The 21,087-nt window shown below is 56.6% G+C and carries 16 protein-coding genes and 1 pseudogene; 11 read left to right on the top strand and 6 right to left on the bottom strand.

Going from position 1 to position 21,087, the window contains the following annotated elements; all coding sequences use genetic code 11:
• The first annotated feature begins 62 nt into the window (after positions 1-62).
• The 4 genes from ACR0IP_RS15140 (at position 63) to ACR0IP_RS15125 (ending at position 5,504) form a co-directional block, all read left to right on the top strand.
• Positions 63-1,004, top strand: coding sequence for a YHYH protein (locus ACR0IP_RS15140; RefSeq protein ID WP_480526485.1), 942 nt, complete (start codon positions 63-65; stop codon positions 1,002-1,004).
• A 20-nt stretch (positions 1,005-1,024) separates the two neighbouring features.
• Positions 1,025-1,573: a hypothetical protein gene (locus ACR0IP_RS15135; RefSeq protein ID WP_480526484.1), complete on the top strand. Its 549-nt coding sequence runs from the start codon at positions 1,025-1,027 to the stop codon at positions 1,571-1,573.
• Between the two features lie 31 nt (positions 1,574-1,604).
• Complete coding sequence (locus ACR0IP_RS15130) at positions 1,605-2,312, top strand: IS6 family transposase (protein ID WP_480526674.1); 708 nt, start codon at positions 1,605-1,607, stop codon at positions 2,310-2,312.
• A gap of 195 nt (positions 2,313-2,507) precedes the next feature.
• Positions 2,508-5,504 (top strand): fasciclin domain-containing protein, encoded by a 2,997-nt coding sequence (locus ACR0IP_RS15125; protein ID WP_480526482.1) that lies wholly within the window; start codon positions 2,508-2,510, stop codon positions 5,502-5,504.
• 387 nt (positions 5,505-5,891) lie between these two features.
• Here the strand turns inward: ACR0IP_RS15125 and ACR0IP_RS15120 are convergent, their stop codons facing one another.
• On the bottom strand, positions 5,892-6,125 hold the full coding sequence (locus tag ACR0IP_RS15120) for a hypothetical protein (RefSeq protein WP_480526683.1): 234 nt from the start codon (positions 6,123-6,125) through the stop codon (positions 5,892-5,894).
• On the opposite strand from ACR0IP_RS15120, the pseudogene ACR0IP_RS15115 reads away from it, so the two are divergent.
• The 5 genes and pseudogenes from ACR0IP_RS15115 (at position 6,033) to ACR0IP_RS15095 (ending at position 10,009) form a co-directional block, all read left to right on the top strand.
• Positions 6,033-6,692 (top strand): annotated as a pseudogene (locus ACR0IP_RS15115) (IS6 family transposase). The gene ACR0IP_RS15120 and the pseudogene ACR0IP_RS15115 overlap by 93 nt on opposite strands.
• 303 nt (positions 6,693-6,995) lie before the next feature.
• A complete protein-coding gene (locus ACR0IP_RS15110) occupies positions 6,996-8,366 on the top strand; it encodes an FAD-binding oxidoreductase (RefSeq protein WP_480526481.1) in 1,371 nt (456 codons plus the stop codon).
• A gap of 99 nt (positions 8,367-8,465) precedes the next feature.
• Positions 8,466-9,194 (top strand): IS6 family transposase, encoded by a 729-nt coding sequence (locus ACR0IP_RS15105; protein ID WP_480526479.1) that lies wholly within the window; start codon positions 8,466-8,468, stop codon positions 9,192-9,194.
• A 21-nt stretch (positions 9,195-9,215) separates the two neighbouring features.
• Entirely contained in the window at positions 9,216-9,650 is a 435-nt protein-coding gene (locus tag ACR0IP_RS15100; RefSeq protein ID WP_480526478.1) for a hypothetical protein, read from the top strand.
• Complete coding sequence (locus ACR0IP_RS15095; protein WP_480526477.1) at positions 9,647-10,009, top strand: hypothetical protein; 363 nt, start codon at positions 9,647-9,649, stop codon at positions 10,007-10,009. The genes ACR0IP_RS15100 and ACR0IP_RS15095 overlap by 4 nt, the downstream gene beginning before the upstream one ends.
• Before the next feature lie 20 nt (positions 10,010-10,029).
• On the opposite strand, the gene ACR0IP_RS15090 is transcribed toward ACR0IP_RS15095, so the two are convergent.
• The 5 genes from ACR0IP_RS15090 to paaG all read right to left on the bottom strand — a co-directional run bounded on the left by ACR0IP_RS15090 (position 10,030) and on the right by paaG (position 17,847).
• Positions 10,030-13,410 carry a S8 family serine peptidase gene (locus ACR0IP_RS15090; protein ID WP_480526476.1) on the bottom strand — a complete coding sequence of 1,127 codons (3,381 nt, stop codon included), beginning with the start codon at positions 13,408-13,410 and terminating at the stop codon, positions 10,030-10,032.
• A 1,289-nt stretch (positions 13,411-14,699) separates the two neighbouring features.
• Positions 14,700-15,296 carry a TetR/AcrR family transcriptional regulator gene (locus ACR0IP_RS15085; protein WP_170375276.1) on the bottom strand — a complete coding sequence of 199 codons (597 nt, stop codon included), beginning with the start codon at positions 15,294-15,296 and terminating at the stop codon, positions 14,700-14,702.
• Positions 15,297-15,299: 3 nt separating this feature from the next.
• Positions 15,300-16,610, bottom strand: a complete 1,311-nt coding sequence (gene paaK / locus ACR0IP_RS15080) for a phenylacetate--CoA ligase PaaK (RefSeq protein ID WP_170375277.1) — start codon at positions 16,608-16,610, stop codon at positions 15,300-15,302.
• Between the two features lie 23 nt (positions 16,611-16,633).
• Positions 16,634-17,059: a hydroxyphenylacetyl-CoA thioesterase PaaI gene (paaI, locus tag ACR0IP_RS15075; RefSeq protein WP_170668388.1), complete on the bottom strand. Its 426-nt coding sequence runs from the start codon at positions 17,057-17,059 to the stop codon at positions 16,634-16,636.
• 2 nt (positions 17,060-17,061) lie between these two features.
• Complete coding sequence (paaG, locus tag ACR0IP_RS15070; RefSeq protein WP_480526474.1) at positions 17,062-17,847, bottom strand: 2-(1,2-epoxy-1,2-dihydrophenyl)acetyl-CoA isomerase PaaG; 786 nt, start codon at positions 17,845-17,847, stop codon at positions 17,062-17,064.
• Positions 17,848-17,950: 103 nt separating this feature from the next.
• Here paaG and ACR0IP_RS15065 point away from each other — a divergent pair, with 103 nt between their 5' ends.
• Both ACR0IP_RS15065 and ACR0IP_RS15060 read left to right on the top strand, forming a co-directional pair.
• Positions 17,951-19,984, top strand: a complete 2,034-nt coding sequence (locus tag ACR0IP_RS15065; protein WP_480526473.1) for an FAD-dependent oxidoreductase — start codon at positions 17,951-17,953, stop codon at positions 19,982-19,984.
• A 70-nt stretch (positions 19,985-20,054) separates the two neighbouring features.
• Positions 20,055-21,074, top strand: a complete 1,020-nt coding sequence (locus ACR0IP_RS15060; RefSeq protein ID WP_480526471.1) for a TRAP transporter substrate-binding protein — start codon at positions 20,055-20,057, stop codon at positions 21,072-21,074.
• Positions 21,075-21,087: the final 13 nt, after the last annotated feature.

Raw genomic sequence — 21,087 nt, 5'->3', positions numbered from 1 at the left:
CCAAAAACAACTCTCATCATTAACATTTTTTGGAATTTCCGAAAGCCCAAGGAGATTGAGCAATGCGATTGAAAGTATTGATAATCAGTGCGCTTCTGACAGGATTTATGGCCCTGCAGGCTCATGCGCAAAACGTAACCCAAGACATCACCAATCTTTTGTTCAGCAACCGGTCCGGAGACTGCGCGGATTATGCAGGAGTGTATTCCGCTTCGGTGGAAGACGTCACGCGCCAACAACGGTTTAACTCCGAAATCGAAATCTCGGCAGAAAGCCAGCACTGTACCCTCAAGACCAATGGCATTCCTAACCATGATTTCAATGGGCCTACAGCCAACTTCGCTAACAATGTACGCGAATTGCCTGGCACTTTTCGGATTCCCAGAAATCCGGAGAAGACCAGCAACCAAACCGCGCTGTCGCAACGGAGTTATGATGCCATTTTGTTGAATGGCGTGCCGGTCGATTTGCTTTCGGCTGGGTGTTATCGCCCGAGCGGCCCGCGAGCAGACAAGAACGGCAATGTATTGGCGGGGTGTCGAGACACTGATCCATGGCTGCTTGATCCGCCGTCCTACGATCAGTATTTTGGTGTAGATCTGCACAATGCCCATGCCCAGCCCGATGGCAGGTATCACTACCATTCCAATCCAAATGCACTGTTTTTGGATCACGACCTTGATAAGCCGTCTCCAGTTATTGGTTTTGCAGCTGACGGCTTTCCGATCTACGGGACGATATTCAAAGACAGGGATGGTACGATAAGACCTGCGATTTCCGGCTACCAACTCAAAACTACGCCTCGGCCTGCGCCGCCTAACGGGCCGGGTGGTACTCCGGACGGGACATATATCGACGACTACGAGTTCACTGGGGCTGGCGATCTGGATAAGTGCAATGGCATGACTGTGGACGGCCAGTACGGATACTATGTCACCACAAGCTACCCGTGGGTGCTGAACTGTCTAGTCGGAGAACCTGATCGCTCATTCGACAAAAGATGACCTGACTTGGAGGCGCAGTTTTGACCTATCCTCGAATGATACAGACGCTTCGTGGTTCTTCTGCCGTGCTCACCGGTATTGCAGCGTTGCTCGCCATTCTTATCTGGTTAGGTTTGTCGCATTTCGGAGTAAGCGATGAAGCAGTTTCGGCGCTCAAGAGTTCATCTGCGATTTACTTTCTGATCGGTTTTCTTGGCTTGTCCGTTGCGCTGACTTTGTTGGCACCTATCGCGATACCGAGGTTGGTTTTTCTTTTGGGTTTGTTCCCCCTTTTGGTCGGCTGGCGTATCTCCACGTTGACGGGGATGGGAACCATCAACATTCTATGTGCCTGCGCGTTTATCGGTTTTCTCGCAATGTTCGCTGTTTTAGTTCTTCACGGATTGCGCACACCGGCAACAGCGGGTCGTCCTCAGACCAGCTACGCGAGTGTCCAACTTGCCTTCATAAGGCTCTATATCGGGTTGGATCTAGTTCCGCATTGTACGGAAAAGCTCTTTGCTGGACCAGCAGTTCGAGTTGGGGATGTGCAATCCTTTCAGGGGTCTTGTCAGATTAACATTGCTTGAGCGGGGGAGGGCGGTTGCGTAGCTTTTGCCCATGACCAGACCTGCCTCCTTCAAGTATTTCAAGACCAGCCCCGAGATCATCCGCCTTGCGGTGATGCTGTATATTCGGTTTCCACTCTCGCTTCGGAATGTCGAAGATCTGCTGCACGAACGCGGGATCGACGTTTCCCACGAAACCGTCCGATATTGGTGGAACAGGTTCGGTCCGATGTTTGCTTCTGAGATCAGACGAAAGCGAGTTCAGCAACTGCGCGCATTCTCGAAATGGAAGTGGCACGTGGACGAGGTTTTTGTGAAGGTGAATGGCAAGAGGCACTACCTCTGGCGGGCTGTAGATCATGATGGCGAAGTGCTGGAAGCAGTCGTCACCAAACGCCGAAACAAGCAGGCCGCATTGAAATTCCTCCGGAAATTGATGAAGCGCCATGGCTGTGCGGAAGAGATTGTGACGGACCGCTTCGCATCGTATCGGGCCGCTCTCAGAGAGCTTGGGGCTGCCGAAAAACAGCAGACGGGCAGGTGGCTCAATAACCGCGTTGAGAATTCACACCTCCCGTTTCGAAGACGCGAACGCGCCATGCAACGTTTCAGGCGCATGCGAAGTTTGCAGAAGTTCGCCTCCGTCCACTCCTCTGTCTACAACCACTTCAACCAGGAAAGATCGCTTACTAGCCGAGAAACCTTCAAGCAGACACGCACCGCCGCTCTCGCCGAGTGGCGTCAACTTTGTTCCGGATAGGTTCGTGGTTTCCGCAGCAAACTGAGACTGGTTCGAATTCGTCTGACAGCACCCTTGTCGCTCATGCTGGAACACTATGGCTTTGTGTGAAAAAATACCACGCCTCCCCTTGTCATTTTTCAGCATCGCGACATTTCGTCCGTCAACTGTGTGAAAATTACACACTCAATTTGGACACATCCGGAGGAACACGTGATGGCGACTTACAAATTTACCGCTTTTGAGAATGCAGACCTTTTTGGGTCTGGACGCATCGAACTGAACGCGGAATTCACGTTGCCACTCAGCCCGACGGTGGAAGTTTCTGTCTCGGACAATGACGAGAACCTTTCAGGCGATGCGAGGTTCAACGAATTCGGGGATGACTTGTCTGGGCAAACCGCAACGCTGACCAGGGCCGATAGCGACGAGACCGTCGGCTACAACGGCCGGATCTACGCCGAGAACGTGTGGGAGCTTTCGGGCGACGATGGTGAGATCTACAAGCTGGTGGAAGTCGAACAACCTGGTTTTTTGCCTGACAATTTCACCTTTTTTGGCAACGTTCCTCCTGCAGGCACGTCTTTGACAGTTGTCAGCGCGTCGAATGTCAAAGGGGCCGGTTTGGCGTATGAGGATCTTGGTGCAGGCGATATTCCCCCCAACATCGTGGACATTGCGGCCGGGTCGGATGACTTCAACATCCTGGTGATGGCGCTGCAGACGGCCGGTCTGGACGGCCTCGTGCGGGATGCCGACGACATCACCGTCTTTGCTCCGACCGATGCGGCCTTCACGCAGCTGGCGGTCGATCTGGGCTTTGACGGAGACACAGCCGACGAAGGCGCTGTCTTCGGTTTCATCGCCGGCGCACTGACCGATCTTGCCCCGGACGGAGACCCGATCCCGCTGCTGCAGAACATTCTGTCCTACCACGTCTCCCCCGGTGCCAAAACGGCGGCAGAGGTCGATGCGGCGGATCAGGTCACGACCCTGCTGGACGGTGCGACTTTCGGTTCGGAAGGCACTGAGCTGGTCGACAATGAACCCGATATCGACAACCCCAACATCGTTGCACCGGACATCGCGGCCTCCAACGGCACCATTCAGGTCATCGACCGCGTCCTGCTTCCTATCGACATCCCGGGCAATGGACCCAACATCGTTGACATTGCGGCCGGGTCGGATGACTTCAACATCCTGGTGATGGCGCTGCAGACGGCCGGTCTGGACGGCCTCGTGCGGGACGCCGACGATATCACCGTCTTTGCTCCGACCGATGCGGCCTTCACGCAACTGGCGGTCGATCTGGGCTTTGACGGAGACACAGCCGACGAAGGCGCTGTCTTCGGCTTCATCGCCGGTGCGCTGACCGATCTTGCCCCGGACGGAGACCCGATCCCGCTGTTGCAGAACATCCTGTCTTACCACGTCTCTCCTGGCGCCAAAACGGCGGCCGAGGTCGATGCGGCGGATCAGGTCACGACCCTGCTGGACGGTGCGACTTTCGGCTCGGAAGGCACGGAGCTGGTCGATAGCGAGCCCGATATCGACAACCCCAACATCGTTGGACCGGACATCTCCGCCTCCAACGGCACCATTCAGGTCATCGACCGCGTCCTGCTTCCTATCGACATCCCGGGCAATGGACCCAACATCGTTGACATTGCGGCCGGGTCGGATGACTTCAACATCCTGGTGATGGCGCTGCAGACGGCCGGTCTGGACGGCCTCGTGCGGGACGCCGACGATATCACCGTCTTTGCTCCGACCGATGCGGCCTTCACGCAACTGGCGGTCGATCTGGGCTTTGACGGAGACACAGCCGACGAAGGCGCTGTCTTCGGCTTCATCGCCGGTGCGCTGACCGATCTTGCCCCGGACGGAGACCCGATCCCGCTGTTGCAGAACATCCTGTCTTACCACGTCTCTCCTGGCGCCAAAACGGCGGCCGAGGTCGATGCGGCGGATCAGGTCACGACCCTGCTGGATGGTGCGACTTTCGGCTCGGAAGGCACGGAGCTGGTCGATAACGAGCCCGATATCGACAACCCCAACATCGTTGGACCGGACATCTCCGCCTCCAACGGCACGATTCAGGTCATCGACCGCGTCCTGCTGCCCATCGACATCCCGGGCAATGAGCCTGTCGAGCCCACCGATCCGACCCTTGCTGGAATCGTTGCGGCAAGTGGCGGTGTCTTCGACGACGATGCGACAGATTTCGACATCCTGTTCAATGCGGTTCAGGCCGCAGGCCTGGTCGAAGCGCTTGACGATCCTGATGCCAGCCTCACCGTTTTCGCTCCGAACGATGCCGCCTTCGTCGCGCTAAGTCAGGCCTTGGGCTTTGAGGGAGGGGATGAAGCAGGCGCGTTCGACTACCTGGTAGAAGCTCTTGCACTTCTGAATGGAGGCGATCCAATCGGACTCTTGCAGAGTGTTCTGCAATACCACGTGGCCCCCGGCGAATTGGGCTCAGATGAGGTGCTGAACGCAACCTCGATCCAGACCTTGCTGGATGGCGCCACGCTTGGCGTCGATGGCACGACGCTGGTGGATGCGGATCCCGACATCGCGGATCCGAATCTGATCGCAACGGACGTACCGGCCAGCAATGGCGTTGCGCATGTGCTGGACGGGGTTCTTCTACCGGCAGATTTGCTGCAATCCGACGGCTCAAATGACGTTGATTTCCTGATCAAAGGCGATCAGTCAGACTACGTTCGGACCGGACGAGACAATGATTTCGTCGACGGAAATGGCGGAAATGACAAGATCCTTCTGGGCCGTGGTGACGATGTCGGTTTTGGGGGTCTTGGGAAAGACAAGGTATTTGGTGGGCGCGGCGATGACAGCCTCTACGGCGACGAAGGGGCCGACTACCTAAGCGGTGGCAGGGGCGATGACATGATCACCGGCGGGGCCGACGATGACCTGTTGGCTGGCGGTCTTGGTGCAGACACGTTCATCTTCAACGCAGGCGATGGGCATGACAAAATTCTAAGGTTCCAGCAAGGACAGGACACAATCGATCTGTCCGGTGCCGGGATCTTGGGCTTCGACGAGCTATCCGATATGATCGAAACATCCCTGTTCGGTGCTACAATTGACCTTGGAGAAGAACAGAGCATCTACGTGCAGGCCTTCAACCTGGATCTGGATGAAACCGACTTCATTTTCGCCCCAAGCGCGTACGACACAATCGCATAAGGGCCCAAACGAACTGAAAATGTGCCCGTTTGGATCCAACGGGCATTTTTTCTGATAAATAACTTTCGGGTGGCGTGTGGATCACGCGTGCCAGCCAAAAGGTAAGGGCGCGGGTGGTTTTCTAGCCGCTTTGCGTGCCGTCATCATCGTACTGCGGCATGTTCGTTTTTAGGATGTCGTCTAGCGGACCAGGCTGGGGCTGATCATCAGGCAGAGTGTGCGGATCGTCAGGCCGCGGACTTTCGAGAATATCCGGCGCAACATCAGGAAGCGCGACCAAATCAAGGCTTACGACACACATCCCGACCGGGTCCAAATACAGGTTGATCTCGTGAGCTCTAGATGAGATGGTATCTCGGTCTCGTCACTTAACCCGATGGAGGCAATTTAGGGGTTTACCAGCGCGCCTGCCGCATCTTCTGGGGTCTTGTCAGAAGGACTTGCCTTGCGGCGGTTAGGGGTTTTGCGTAGCTTTTGCCCAAGACTAATCATGCCTCCTTCAAGTACTTCAAAACCAGTCCCGAGGTCATCCGCCTTGCGGTAATGCTGTACATCAGATTTCCACTTTCGTTGTGGAATGTCGAATATCTTCTGCATGAGCGCGGGATCGATGTCAGCCATGAAACCGTCCGCTATTGGTGGAAAATGTTCGGTCCGTTTTTTGCTGCTGAGATCAGTCGGAAGCGAGTTCAGCAATTGAGAGCATATTGCAAATGGAAGTGGCACGTGGACGAGGTTTTCGTGAAGGTGAATGGCTAGAGACACAACCTCTGGCGAGCCGTTGATCACGAAGGCGAGGTGCTGGAAGCCGTTGTCACCAAACGCCGAAACAAAGCTGCAGCACTGAAATTCCTCAAGAAATTAATGAAGCGGCACGGTAAGGCGGAAGCCGTCGTCACGGATCGCTTCGCATCGTATCGGGCCGCTCTCAGAGAGCTTGGCGCTACCGAAAAACAAAGGACGCGTAGGTGGCTCGACAACCGCGTCGAGAACTCGCACCTACCTTTCCGACGACGCGAACGCGCGATGCAGCGTTTCAGGCGCATGCGAAGTTTGTAGATATTCACCGCCGTCCACTAGTCCGTCTACAACCACTTCAATCAGGAAAGATCGCTAGCCAGCCGAGACATCATCAAGCTGACACGCACCGCCGCTCTTAGCGAGTGGCGTCAACTTTGTTCCGGATAGGTTCGCGGTTTCCGCGGCAAACTGAGACTGGTTCGAATTCGTCTGACAGCACCATCCAAAACCTATGAGCTGTTGGTGGCATGGGCCTCTGCTTTGAATGTCTGCTCCGTCCGCAGAGTGCTTGTTCGGATCTACTGCAACGAAGGTCCGCTTCGAGCATAGAATGGGCACTTGGTTTGGTCGGCGACTTTTCCCACCGCGAAGGCTGTGCCTTGGCCAGCAATCGAATGTCCCTCATCAACGGAAATTAGCTGGTTTGGCCCATTTGTGGTATTCTTCTGGTATCATAAAGGGGGGGAAGACATGACTGCTAAATCACCAAGTGAGCTTCGCGATCTTGTTCATGGCGCCGTCTTCACGCCGGAAGACGATGGCTATGAAGACGCCCGCAGCGTTCATAATGGCATGATCGACAAGCGTCCTGCAGTGATTGTTCGTGTGGCGAATGCTGGCGACGTTATGATGGCGGTAAGATATGCGAGCGACAACGATCTAAAGCTAGCCATCAGAGGTGGCGGGCATAGCGGGCCGGGTTTCGGTACCGTAGATGATGGTGTGGTCATCGATTTCTCTGGGATGCGTGGAGTAAGGGTGGACCCTGTGAAACGCACGGCACGGGCTGAGGCGGGCGTGACCTGGGGCGACATCAATGCCGCTACACACGCGTTCGGACTTGCCACTCCCGGTGGGATTATCTCGACAACGGGTATAGCCGGTCTGACCCTTGGTGGCGGTGTGGGCTATCTAACCCGCGGCTTCGGTCTTTCGGCCGACAATCTGATTTCGGTGGATGTCGTGACGGCCGATGGCAAATTGGTGATCGCGAGCGACGAAGAAAATGCCGATCTGTTCTGGGCGATCCGAGGCGGCGGCGGGAATTTCGGCGTATGCACCTCGTTTGAATATCGGCTGCACCCGGTCGACACGGTCTATTGGGGGCCAATGTTCTATGAAGTGTCCGAGACCGAAAACATCCTGAAGTTCTTCCGCGAGTACATCAAAGACGCGCCGGAACAGATGGGTGGATTTCCGGCGTTCCAAGTTGCTCCCCCGCTCCCGTTTATTCCTGAGGACCGACACGGAGATATGTTTGTCGCACTTGTAGCCTGTTGGGCGGGTGACCCTGCAGAGGGTGAAAAGATGTTCAAGCCCTTCCACGACGTTGCAGAAGTCAAGGCAGAACATGTTGGCCCGGTACCGTTCCCGGCAATTAATGCGGCATTTGACGGTCTCTTCCCAAAAGGGATCCGCCAATATTGGAAGGGCAACTACGTCAAAGAATTGACCGACGCGGCTATTGCTGAGCATGTAAGACACGGACCGAACGCCCCGGGTGTCAGCGCCTCGATGCACCTTTATCCGATTGATGGCGCGTGCAAGCGAGTCGCACCCGGTGCGACCGCTTTCGGGCATCGCGATGCAAACTTCTCGATGGTGATGTTGGCTGCTTCGAATGATCCTGCGGATGACGAAAAGAACATCAAATGGGTACGTGATTATTCTGATGCCTTGGCGCCGCATTCCGAACAGGGAGGCTACATCAACTTCATGGACGATGATGACGGAGATCGGGTGAAGGCTAACTATGGTACGAACTACGACCGGCTTCTCTCGATCAAGCGGCAATATGATCCTGGCAACCTGTTTAGCGTGAACCAGAACATCGTGCCGTAGCTGGCATTTAGCAGGATTCGACGCACCTAAAACGCCAAGTGGAGTCTCGTCAGATTAACTGTGCTTAAGCAGGGCAGCGCGGTTGCGCAACGTTTGGGAATGACCAGACCTGCCTCTTTCAAGTACTTAAAAACCAGCCCTGAGATAATCCGCCTTGCGGTGATGCTGTACATCCGATTTCCGCTCTCGCTTGGGAATGTCGAGGATCAGGTGCATGCGCGAGGCATCGACGTGAGCCACGAAACTGTTCGATATTGGTGGAACAGGTTTGGCCCTATGTTTGCTGCTGAGATCAGACCAAAGCGTGTTCAGCAACTGCGCGCGTTCTCCAAATGGGAGTGGCATGTGGACGAGGTTTTCGTGAAGGTGAATGGCGATCGGCATTATCTTTGGTGGGCTGTCGATCAAGAAGGCAATGTGCTTGAAACCGTTGTCGCCAAAGGCCGAAACGAGGCTGCAGCAATGAAATTCCTTGGGAAATTGATGAAGCGGCACGCTAACGTGGAAACCTTCGTTACGGATCGCTTCGCCTCACACAGAGCCGTGCTCAGAGAAATGGGTGCACTGGAAAAACAACAGACGGGCAAGTGGCTCAACAACCGTGCTGAGAACTCTCACCTGCCGTTCCGAGGAAGAGAACGAGCCATGCAACGTTTCAGGAGTATGCGAAGTCTACAGAAATTCGCCTCCGTCCATTCCTTCGTCTACAATCACTTCAACCAGGGAAGATCGCTAGCCAGTCGAGACACCTTCAAGCTGACCCGCGCCGCCGCTCTCGCCGAGTGGCATGAACTTGCTGCGTTAAAAAAGGCAGCTATACTGGCCTAGCTGAGACTGCTTCGAGTTTGTTTGATAGCAACTCCCGACACGACCGAGATCAACAGCCTTCTGGTGATGGAGTTTGCGCTGGTCTACGCCAACGACTGGTTCATGTTGCCTCTGGCTATGCTTGCGGGATCTGTTGCAAAGCTGCTTGGACTAAACGTGACAAACGTCTTTGGCGAACGGCTCTGGATCGAGGCAGCAGGCAAGGGCGGTGATCAGGACTGGCAGCGCTGGTCGATGTACGACCTCGCCACATGCGGCCCCAACGACATTCCCGCCGATAACAGCCTCCTTTTGATCCCCTCGGCCCCGAAAATCCACGAAGGGCGCCCGCTGGAGGCGGCAGAGCTGATCCGCGATGAGATGACAACATGGTTTGGGGGATCGAGACCTGTGTGCCGTTTCCTGAGCCAACCGATCCTTTGGAAAACGACGCCGCTTGGCGCTACCGCGTCATGACTCGCGTGCCCGAGAACTGGATCCCGTTTATCCCGGTGCATGTGCCGGGCAGCATCCGCGAAATCCAGCTGCGCCGCGCTGCGATGCCCCGCCTGATCGACGGTGACCCGATCCCGCCGGAGCCCATCAGGTCGCGCAGCGACCTGCTGCGTCACAATCTTGGCAGTGGCGATCCCTACGATATCCACGAAGAGGAAGTCCCGCGCGCTGGGATCGAGGTCAGTCAAAGCTTCCAGCGGACCCGCTTGTATGGTGGTGCGGTTTTCACAAGGTTTGGTGTGCGCAAGCAAACAGGGCGCGGCGAAAAATCAAGTGGCCTTCGCTTTGATCAACTTCGCCGCAAGCGCCGATCGACCTGACCGCCGCTTGCCCGCTCGTGTCAGCCCTTTGGCTTGTCGATCCTTAGGAGCGTTGCTGCTGATCCACTGACCGAACCATCCTCCTGACGCTGGATCATGACAATCTCATATTCGCCAGGCTCTGCTTCTCCGGTCTGTATGCCCCCGATGATCATCGGCACCAGTCGCCCCGGGCCCGCGCAGATCGGTACCCTGATGCGATGCAGCGGCGACATCAGGATGACCTCGCGCCCCTCATGCAAACCGCGTCGCCACGGCGGACGCACAGGCGGGCGAACGGCGGTCAAAGTGTCGTTGATCGCTGACGGAAGACGCCCGGTGATGCGCTCGCGCAGCACTTTGTTTTCAAACAGATCAGACATCCTCAGGAGTCGGCCCAGCCGGTCATTTTCAATCCAGAATGGTGTGTCGGGGCCCTGATCCTCGCCCCGCAACACCTGGCGGGTCAGCGCAGGATCCATCAGATCAAGGAACAGCTGGACCTGCCGGGGCAGACGGCCCCGGTTGATCTCGACATGGACGCACTTGGCCCGGTTCTCGATATTGCCGACAACGGCAATCGCGCGGAAATCAGCGCCCGGCGCGGTATCTGCATCGACGATCGAGATGTTTTTCTGCGCCAGGTTGTTGTCGTCCCAGACGTGATTGCCAGTGGGTGTCGGCCCATCATGGGGTGTAATTTCTGCCAGAAGGCACGGGTGCCAGTTGACATCGCCGCCCGCCGTCGGGACCGTGGCCGGCGGAACAAGCCCAGCAGGCCAGGGCACAACGACGGTTTGGTCCGCCCCGGGGGCAACGCCCGTCACCTTGGCCTCTCCAATGAAATAGGTGCCGGGCACCATGGGCGAGGGCAGGGGATCACCTGGCCCGTTGGTCGGTTGCCAACTGGTCGGATAGGTGAACTCCAACCCCGGGAAATGCGCGATTGAAATGCGGACCCATGCATCAAGCGAGGCTGTGGTGCCATTGTTGGCGACGCGCAGACAGATCCAGTTCTGTTGCCCGCGGATCGGCGCCTGATGCGGCCCGGCGACGGCATAGCTGGCCGGGAAGGCCGCCGGATCAGTGTCTGGGTCAGAGGTCCGGCACCAGATATCAGGACTGTTCCAGAACTGGCCGATCGTTGCGACCGATCCGCTGTCGGACAGGTTGTCGCGGATGACAAGGTCTCGGTTGGCCATGTTGTCGATAGCGCCCTGCACAGCCGCCGCAGCATCAAGCCGTCCATAGCCGTACCAGCCGCTTCTGACCGGCGCCAGACCAGAGGTTACCGACGGGTCGCCATTGATATCAAGCCATTGCCCGGTGGGATCGGTATTTGTGGGATCAAGCTTGATCGCGGTGTCACGCATGATTTCTCGCGCTTCGATATGGGTCAGTCTCGGATCTGCAGACAAAACAAGGGCGCCGATCCCGGCTGCCAGCGGCGTCGCCGAAGAGGTGCCGCCAAAGTTGTTCTTGTGATTGGCCGGGCCAGTCACAACAACGTCACCTGAGGCGTGATCATTCATCAGGCCGCCTCCCCACCCAGAGAAGCCACCGACCCAGCCCTGAATAGTCAGGGTGTTGGTCCCTGCGTTGACCGCCGTGACCTGGGCCGGTTCGCTTCCCACCGCGCCAAACGGTCCAAGATGAATAACCGCATTGACGGCAAAACCTGCGGTACTGGCAACGGTAATTGTCGTGGCGCCAGCACTAGCCGCTGCCGTCAGCGTGGTGGTTGCCGTAATCCGACTTGGTAGGTTCCCCGCGCCCAGATGCGCCGAGGACCAGGGCATGAACCCGGTATTGGGGTTGTGAATCGTTCCCAGCGCATCCTGCGAGGGGGTACAAAAATCAATTGGACCCCAGCCGGAATAGGGCCCCCGGATCTCGGTAGTGCCGTCATCATCCAGCGACGATGCCGCAATCGCGATGCACTTTTCATACGCCCCATAGGGCCGCCAGGTAGTGATGTTCATGTTTTGGTTGCCGGTCGAGAAGAAACAAAGCGTCCCCTTCCCGCCGCGCCCAAAGGTTGTGACATAATCCAGCGCGGCCTGCGCGGTGCCCGAAAGCACTGACCCGGCCCCTGGTGTCAGGCTGCAGGTGATGACATCCGCGCCCTTCGCTGGAGGTGCGGCCGGAAACCCCGCCAGCGGACTTTGCGGATCGAAACCGGCCATCCAGATATACTGGTCAGCCACCTCGATATCGACGTAAGGCAACCGACCCGCAACCAGCATGGTCTGCACATTCGGAGCTGACCCAACCACGCCCCTGGCCCCGAAGGGAGTCGGATTGTTGGCCATCGCGACTGACACGCCCGCAACACCTGAGCCGTGATCGTCCCAAGGCGCATCATTGTTGGCCACCATCAGTTCAAAATCGAAACTGGTCAGGACTTTGGGCTGGCCGTTCGACAAGGTGCCGTCATAGTCCGAGTTGGTGGGCACTCCACCTGCTGTTTGCGTGCCGGAATCCCACACAGCCAACAGAATATCGGGGTCGCCAAAGGTATCCAGCCCTGCGTCCTGAAGGTTCTGCCATGCGTCCTCCAACCCGATCAGTTGGCGGTCCCAAAGCCCTGGCCAAAGGGTGTCGCCGGGGGTGATCGCATCAAGCTCGGGCGAGACCACGACGCTGGGCTCGGCCCATTCCACATCCTCGCGCGCGGCAAGCTTTTCGATCACATCCAGCAGCTCATCGGGGCTGCCGTCCCACTCAAGTACAAAGGCACCATCGGCATAAACAAGCCCGCGCTGGACGCGCAAGCCAAACTCGCGGGCGATCTTGCGAACCTCTTCAATCCGTGGGCCGGTGAACTTGACCACAACTTCACGGGTCAGAAAGCTGAACCCGCCTTCCCGGGTTTGCACCACGATACCGACATGTTCGACAGTCTCGGCGCGGGTCAGTTGGGCAAGGGCCTCACCACGGTTTGCTGACCCGACCCGAAACAGCCGCATCCCTGCCCGACGGGCCAGGTCAGGGATCTTCTCAACGGCCATTCCAAGGTCAGCGGCGATATCGTCGGCTTCGCCACCCTGATCGCGAAACTTGCGATCAAGTACCACACCGATCAGGTCCGGATCTGCGGTGATCGGTACCCGGACTTTGCCACGAAAATAAGTCCGCGCACCTTCCTCCCCCAGAATAAAGATCTCGTTGTTTTCGCCGTCGCCGACAAGGGCGCCACGTACCTGTTTTTCCATACCTGATTGCGTAACGGTCAGCGTCACCGGCCCCGGTTTCAGCTTGCGGGCGATATAGTGACCTGTGGGCTTGTCAAAAGGGACACTAACCTCTTCACCATCCTGACCACCGGTTCGCACCACAACCTTGGAATTCGGCTGAACCTCGTCTTTGGCGTTTACCACTAGAATACGCAAATAGGCCGGAACACGCTTGTCTTCTGACATCGGGAAAACTCCTTGCAAGAATTGGCCGTTTTGGCCATAAGTATTTAAAAAATATAAAAAAAAATATGTTCATTAGATCGACTAAAATACGCCGATCTGTTCAAATAGATTATCACAAGTCACGACGATTCTCAATCTTGTCGCCTGCCACCCGTCACGGTCAGGGGCCGGTTCGGCGCCCAGGCAAAAAAACGCCTTTGTCGCGGGCGCGCGATACGGCGTTTTAGGCGCATGCGAACTTTGTAGAAATTCGCCTCCGTCCATTCCTCCTTATTCAACCACTTCAACTAGAAAAGATCGCTAGCCCGCCTAGAGACCTTCAAGATGACCCGCGCCCTCGCTCTTAGCGAATAGCGTCAACTTTGGTCCGGATAGGTTTGCGGTTCCCGAGGCAAACTGAGACTGGTTCGCATCCCTGTCTCCCCGCCACTCATACTTGTCTCACTTCAGTTGTATTTACTGATCCGGAATTGTGCCGCAATTCTCGCGAGTTGGCGCATGCGTTTTCAATCTCAGACGGAGCAAACCGTACACTCGGAGCACGATTCAAGCCTCAGTCTCAGTGCCGCATATTGGCGGGGTCGATTTTGGGCCAGATTTCACTATTACCCGACAATTTAAAGGGAATTTTTTGTGGGAACAGGGAATTGTGCGACGGAACAAGAAGGGAGAATCCCGTATCAGGGAGCGGAATCTGGGGGTTTCAGAAGCCGAATATGCGTTCCTGCGCGATCCAATCTAGTGGATGGGTCACGCTGACCAGACGCTTGAGTGTGAGTTCGTGCGGCTAGGAGTCGTCGAGAATCGCGGCGTGAGTCTCCTTGATAGAAAGGCGAGCTGAGCCCGGGCGCGGATGAGGGCGCCGGGGAGATTTTCCGGCCGCGCAGTATCCTTCATTTGAATCCTGACTTTTAGATCACGGGCCAAGCCAGGGGCGCGGAGTAGCTTGGACCGGAGATGGGGATCGGGTTGGGGCGCCTTGTCTACAGCGATGACCTTGGCCTCGACGCCGCGGCGGCACAGATTGAGGGATGCGGTGATATGTTTGAGGTCCGGGTGCAGGTGGTCCTTAGCGATGCCAATCGCGCTTGCCAGGGAAATGGGGGCTTAATTGGGTCGATCTGTCCTCGTGCAATTTTGCCGTTGGCCAGAAGATCGGCAACGACCTGCTCGCCTTGGTGTTGAAGCCGACATCCAATTGTCGCATCAATCGATTTGACATTCGTCTTGAATGAGGCCTCACCGTGGAAACCAATGAGAAACTGTTCAGCGAAAAGTGTGCTTCCCGCCTACAACTTTCGAATGCCGTGGACCGTCAGTGTGCTGACCAGATCAGCATAGTCTTCACGCGCCTTGGTTCCGGCTCCCGTGTTCCACATGTAATACCAGTTCAGCATGCCGAAAACTGACATTGTGGCTCCGCGCAACTTGGCTTTGTCATCACCCAATGTCTCTGGAGACAGCTCCTGTAGGATATTGTTAATGAAGTTGACCATATCACGCTGGTACTCGCGCAGTTTCCTTTGCTGGTCGTCGGCGAGGGCGTTCATACCGCTGATCTGAACCCGGTGCTCGTCATCAGCACCTTGATAGGCGAACAAGATTTCGCGGACTGCCTTTCGAAGTTTCTCTTCAGGCTCAAGCCCTTCGAAATCAACGTTGCAAATGCGGTCACGTAAATCACGTAGATAGGTCTCAAGGATGTCATACAAGATGGCATCCTTACTGTCGTAATAATGGTATATGTTCGCCTTGGAGATCCCGCACTCTTTTGCCAACAAGGTCATCGAGGCGCGGTCGAACCCCTGGTCTGCAAAGATTTTCGCAGCTCTTTTGAGAATCTGTTCCCGCTTCTGGTCGTGGTCTTTGGCGATTGTCCGGGCCACGGCTTATTCCTTATCGCGGTTGTCGATGACGCGCTTCGCCTTGCCCTGAGAGCGTTCGACGTCGCCTGGATCACCTACAACAATTTCCGTTGAAACGCCAACAACGTCCTTGATGCGCTTAGTTAGCATTCGGGCTGCGGCTGTCTTTGACATCTCGTCGGTTGAGTCTGCTGACGCTTCGACAAACACCCGCATCGCGTCCATTCGGCCGGATTTGTAAAGTTCGATCTGATAGTAGGGGGCCAGACCGCCCGTCGCCATGACCTGCTCTTCGATCTGGCTGGGGAAAACATTCACGCCCCTCAGGATCATCATGTCGTCGCTGCGGCCGGTAATCTTTGCCATCCGGCGCATCGAGCGCGCCGTTCCAGGCAACAGACAAGTCAGATCGCGCGTTCGGTAGCGGATCATTGGCAAACCTTCTTTGGTCAAAGTGGTGAACACCAACTCGCCGGTTTCGCCGTCGGGCAGTACTTCGCCTGTGGCCGGGTCAATGATCTCTGGTAGGAAGTGATCCTCCCAGATCACGGGACCATCTTTTGTTTCGACGCACTCGCTCGCGACGCCGGGGCCCATGATTTCAGACAGGCCGTAGATATCGACCGCGTGCATGTCGAATGCGGATTCAACCTCCGTTCGCATTGCGTCTGTCCAGGGCTCTGCTCCGAAAATGCCGACCTTGAGAGAGCTTTTTCTGGGGTCGAGCCCAGACTTGTGGAACTGTTCAAGGATGTTGAGCATGTATGACGGCGTCACCATGATCCCGTCGGGCTGAAAATCATTTATCAAGCCGACCTGTTTCTCGGTCTGCCCGCCGCTCATGGGGACAACGGTCGCACCCAAACGTTCGATCCCATAGTGGGCGCCCAGGCCGCCTGTGAAAAGGCCATAGCCATAGGCGTTGTGGACCAAATCGCCCTTACGCAAACCTGCCGCCCGCAACGAACGCGCACCCAAATCTGCCCAGTTATCGATATCAGCTTTGGTATAGCCCACCACAGTTGGTTTGCCGGTTGTCCCGGAAGACGCGTGCAGTCGAATAATCTCACTGCGAGGGACAGCGAAAAGGCCGAAAGGGTAGTTGTCGCGCAGATCGTTTTTATACGTGAACGGGAACTTAGAAATATCCGAAAGCTGTTGCAAATCATCCGGATGGACACCCGCCTCATCAAAGCGCTGCTTGTACATCGCCACGTTTTCGTAGGCATGTCGGACCGACCATTTGAGGCGTTCAAGCTGTGTCGCACGGATTTCGTCGATCGATGCGATTTCGATCGGGTCCAATTCAGCTTTGTTGGGGGACAGGGCGTCCATTGCGTTGCTCCTCCAGCGTATTTCTATTCGACAAAATTCTGACCACCAACCGCGCGGGACATACCCCGGAATTCGGCGATAGTGATGCCATCTTGATTTGTGATGCGCACGTCATAGACACCGCTACGACCTGCAACAGCAGTTTCTGTTGCGGTTGCGGTCAGGCGGTCTCCCAGGCGGCCCGGTGCGAGATAGCTCATCATTGTATGTTGGCCGACGGTCGCCACGTTGCGACTGTTGCAGGCAAAGGCAAACGCGCTGTCTGCCAGGGCATGGGTGACGCCGCCGTGGCATATGCCATGGCCGTTGCAGTGATGAGTTGCGACGGTCAGTGCCAGAACGGCGCGGCCTTCGTCGACGTTAACGAGTTCCATGCCGAACCATTTGCTGGCCTCATCATTGGCCCACATAGCAGCGGCAGATTTAGCGGCGCGTTCTTGCGGGGTCATCGTCATTTGCCCTGAAAACTTGGTACGCGTTTTTCGAGGAAGCTAGACACGCCTTCGGCATAGTCCGCACTTTCCCCGCAGATTTTCATAGCGTCCGCTTCGATTTCAAGATGATCAGAAAGGGTGGTGGTCGTCGCGGTCTGAATGCACTGCTTTGTCTTACCCAGCCCAACGGTCGGACCGTTGGCAAATTGCTTTGCCAATGCGCGGGCTTCGGTCATCAACTGATCATCGGGCAGGGCTTTCCAGATCAGGCCCCAGTCTTCTGCTTGTTTTGCTGGCAAGGGTTGTGCCGTAAACGCCAATCCTTTTGCTCTGGCCTCTCCCAAAAGGCGGGGCAGGTGCCAACTGCCACCAGTATCAGGGATCAGGCCGACCTTGGCAAAACTCTGAATGAACTTGGCGCTTTCGCCTGCCAAAACCATGTCGCAGGCTAGGGCCAGATTGGCCCCGGCTCCGGCAGCAACACCGTTCACAGCACAAATAACCGGGAAGTTCAGCGACCGGATCAATCGCACCAAAGGCGCATAGAAGGTCCGCACGGTTTTGCTCAGATCAGGCGGGCCGTCCATTTTCGATGGATCACGGTCACCAAGATCCTGTCCGGCGCAAAATCCGCGCCCGGCACCGGTCAAAAGGATGGCGCGCGCGCCGTTGTCTCGGGCGGATTTCAGCGCGTCTTGCAGCGCGTAATGCATCTCATCATTGAATGAGTTCAGTTTGTCAGGACGATTCAGAGTAATCTCAACCCAGGTCCCGTGATCTTCTACAAGAATCGTATCGCTCATGACTGCTCTGCCAGATGTCGTTTCATTTTTATCATTGCATTAACCGAACGGTTGGTCAATATATAAACAAGACTCGAATCCGGAGCGCTTGAAGGGCACACCCATGTCTCAGACGTCACTTGTGAATGTTGAACTCAAAGGCGATGTCGCCTGGGTTACCATTGACAACCCGCCGGTCAATGCGACCTCGCAAGCGGTCCGGCAGGGGCTTGCAGATGCTGTGGATGCGGTCAAAGGCGCGCGGGTGGCCGTGTTGCGATGCGCTGGCCGGACGTTCGTCGCGGGCGGCGACATGTCCGAATTCAACAAGCCGCCGGTCGAGCCGCATTTGCCCGATGTCGTCCAAATGGTCGAAGACAGCGATGTCCCTTTCGTCGCCTGTATGCACGGGAATGTTCTGGGTGGGGGACTCGAAATTGCAATGGCCTGCGCATGGCGGATTGCAGCGCCCGAAACGGGATTTGGTCTGCCAGAGGTCAATGTTGGATTGATCCCCGGCGCGGGCGGCACGCAGCGTCTGCCACGCCTTGTGGGGATGGAAGCGGCAATTGATCTGGCCTGCACAGGCAAAGTGCTGAAGGCCGAGGAGATGCTGCAGCTTGGTGCCGTCGATTTGGTGGCCGACGATCTTGAAAAGGCGGTCGAGAGATTTGTGGCCGATCTGCCGGACCGTCCTGTGCCGGTCAGCCAACGTATTGTCGCTGATTTTGCGCCGGATCTGATCGAGACCTCTCGGGCATCGCTGAAAAAGCGTGCCAAGGGGCAGCAGTCGCCGTTGGAGAACCTGACCGCGCTAACCTGGTCGCAGGAACCGTTTTCCGAAGGGCAGCCGATGGAGCGGGCGCGCCATCTGGCGCTTCGCCAAACCGCGGAAAGCCGTGCGCTGCGTTATGCGTTCTTTGCGGAACGCAGCGTATCAAAGCCCGCGCTGATCAAGGATGTCCAGCCGCGCGATATCAGCCGTATTGCTGTGGTGGGTGGCGGCTTGATGGGGGCCGGAATTGCAACCGCCGCTCTGACGGCTGGCCTGTCTGTCACGTTGATCGAGCGCGACTCCGAGGCCGCATTGGCAGCCCATGATAGGGTTGAAGGCCTGTTGAAGGGCGCGATCAAACGCGGAAAGATGACCGAGGCGCAATGCAAGGCTTGCCTGTCCCGATTTCGCGCCGTTGACAGCTATGCGGAAGCAGCTGACGCGGAATTGGCGATAGAAGCCGTGTTCGAGGACTTATCGGTCAAACAGCAGGTCTTTGCCGAATTGGCCAAGAACATGAACGCCAGTGCAATTCTTGCCACCAATACATCTTATCTGGACCCTGCAGAAATCTTTGCGGGCATCGAAAACCAGACACGGTGCATAGGGTTGCATTTCTTCAGCCCGGCTCATGTCATGAAATTGCTCGAGATCGTGCACACCCCCCAAACCGCCCCCGAAGTGGTGGCCACGGGGTTTGCTCTGGGCAAGAAGCTGTGCAAGGTTTCGGTTCTGTCAGGCGTTTGCGACGGGTTCATTGGCAACCGCATGCTGGCCGCTTATCGGCGCGTAGCGGATTACCTGCTGGCAGACGGGGCGTTGCCCCATGAAATTGATCAGGCAATGCGGGATTTCGGGATGCCGATGGGGCCGTACGAGTTGCAGGACTTGACCGGGCTGCAGATCGCCTGGGCAAATCGAAAGCGCAACGCCGCTACGCGCGACCCGAACGAACGCTATGTTACCATTGCCGACCAGCTATGTGAGTTGGAGCGGTTTGGGCAGCGATCCGGCAAAGGCTGGTACCGGTACGAAGATGGAAATCGCAAACCGATCCGCGACCCCGAGGTTGAGGCTTTGATCGAAGGGTATTCCGCTGCGCAGGGCATTACCCGCCGGACCTTTACGGCCGAGGAAATATCGTCTCGCCTTCTGGCTGTCATGGCAAATGAGGGCGCTTTGATCATCCAAGAAGGGATCGCCGAAAACGCAGAAGCCGTCGATATGGTTCAGATCCATGGCTATGGCTTTCCGCGTTGGCGCGGGGGGCCGATGAACTATCGCAAGGAAATTGGGAGTGACGTGTCCCAGTCGGTTATGCTGGCTGTGGCTAAAGAAAGTCCGGCGTCTTGGGCCATCGCGGCCCAAACTAAAGCGCTTTAAAAGTGTTGATGGTTACAAAAGCAACCATTAACGCATTCAAAATACATGTTTCACAGGGAGGAGACAGAACATGAAACTCAGCAACTTGAGCACCTTGCTGGCTTCGGCGGCGCTTGCCATTTCGGGGACAGTTTCGATGGCAGCTGACTATACGCTGACCATTTCTAGCTGGGCACCGCCAACCCATGGCATCAATGCCAAGATGTGGCCGAAATTCGTCGAAATGGTTGAAGAAGCCACCGATGGCCAAGTCACTGCCGAACTGAAACTTGGCATCGCACCGCCGCCGGCCCAAATGGACCTGATCATGGATGGGGCGGCGGATGCCTCGATCATTTTCCACGGCTACCAGCCCGGCCGCTTTGTCACCACCAAGATGATCGAACTGCCCGGATATGAAGGCTCGGCCGAGGCCGCATCGGTGGCCTATTGGCGGGCCTATGACACGCACCTGAAGGCGGCCGACGAACATCGCGGCGTCAAGGTGATCGCGTTGCATACGCATGGACCGGCCCAACTACATTCCAGCAGCCCTGTTACAACGCTGGACGAGGTGTCAGGCCTCAAGGTTCGCATCCCCGGCGGTGTTGGTGGCGATGTTGGTACAGCACTGGGCGCAACCGGTATCCAGGTGCCCGCTCCGAAAGTGTACGAAACGCTGGCTTCGAAAGCAGCCGATGGAGTCGTGATGCCATTTGAATCCCGCAAGGGCTTCAAGCTGACCGAAGTGGCGCAGAACGTGTACGAAGTTCCGGGCGGTTTGTATCGCGGTTCTTTCGCCTTCATCATGAACGAAGACACATTTGCCGATCTGCCTGCCGAGCTGCAGCAAGCGCTGGAAGAGCAAGTCTTTGGCGAGCCGCTGAGCCGTGAAATCGGTAAAATCTGGGACGAAATTGATGCCATCGGGCGCGAAGCCACCGAAGGCACAGACGGCAACGCGATCAACACCGCATCTGCCGAAGACCTGGAGAAGTTCAACGCAATTGCTGTCAATGTCCGCGCCAAGGTCATTGACGAAGTCAACGGTGCCGGGGTCGATGCTCAGGCCGCCTATGACATGATCGTCAGTGAAATGGCCGCGCAATAACGTGAGCTGGTTG

The sequence above is a fragment of the Ruegeria sp. AL11 genome (assembly GCF_056540865.1).
This window is presented reverse-complemented; position numbering and strand designations above follow the sequence as displayed.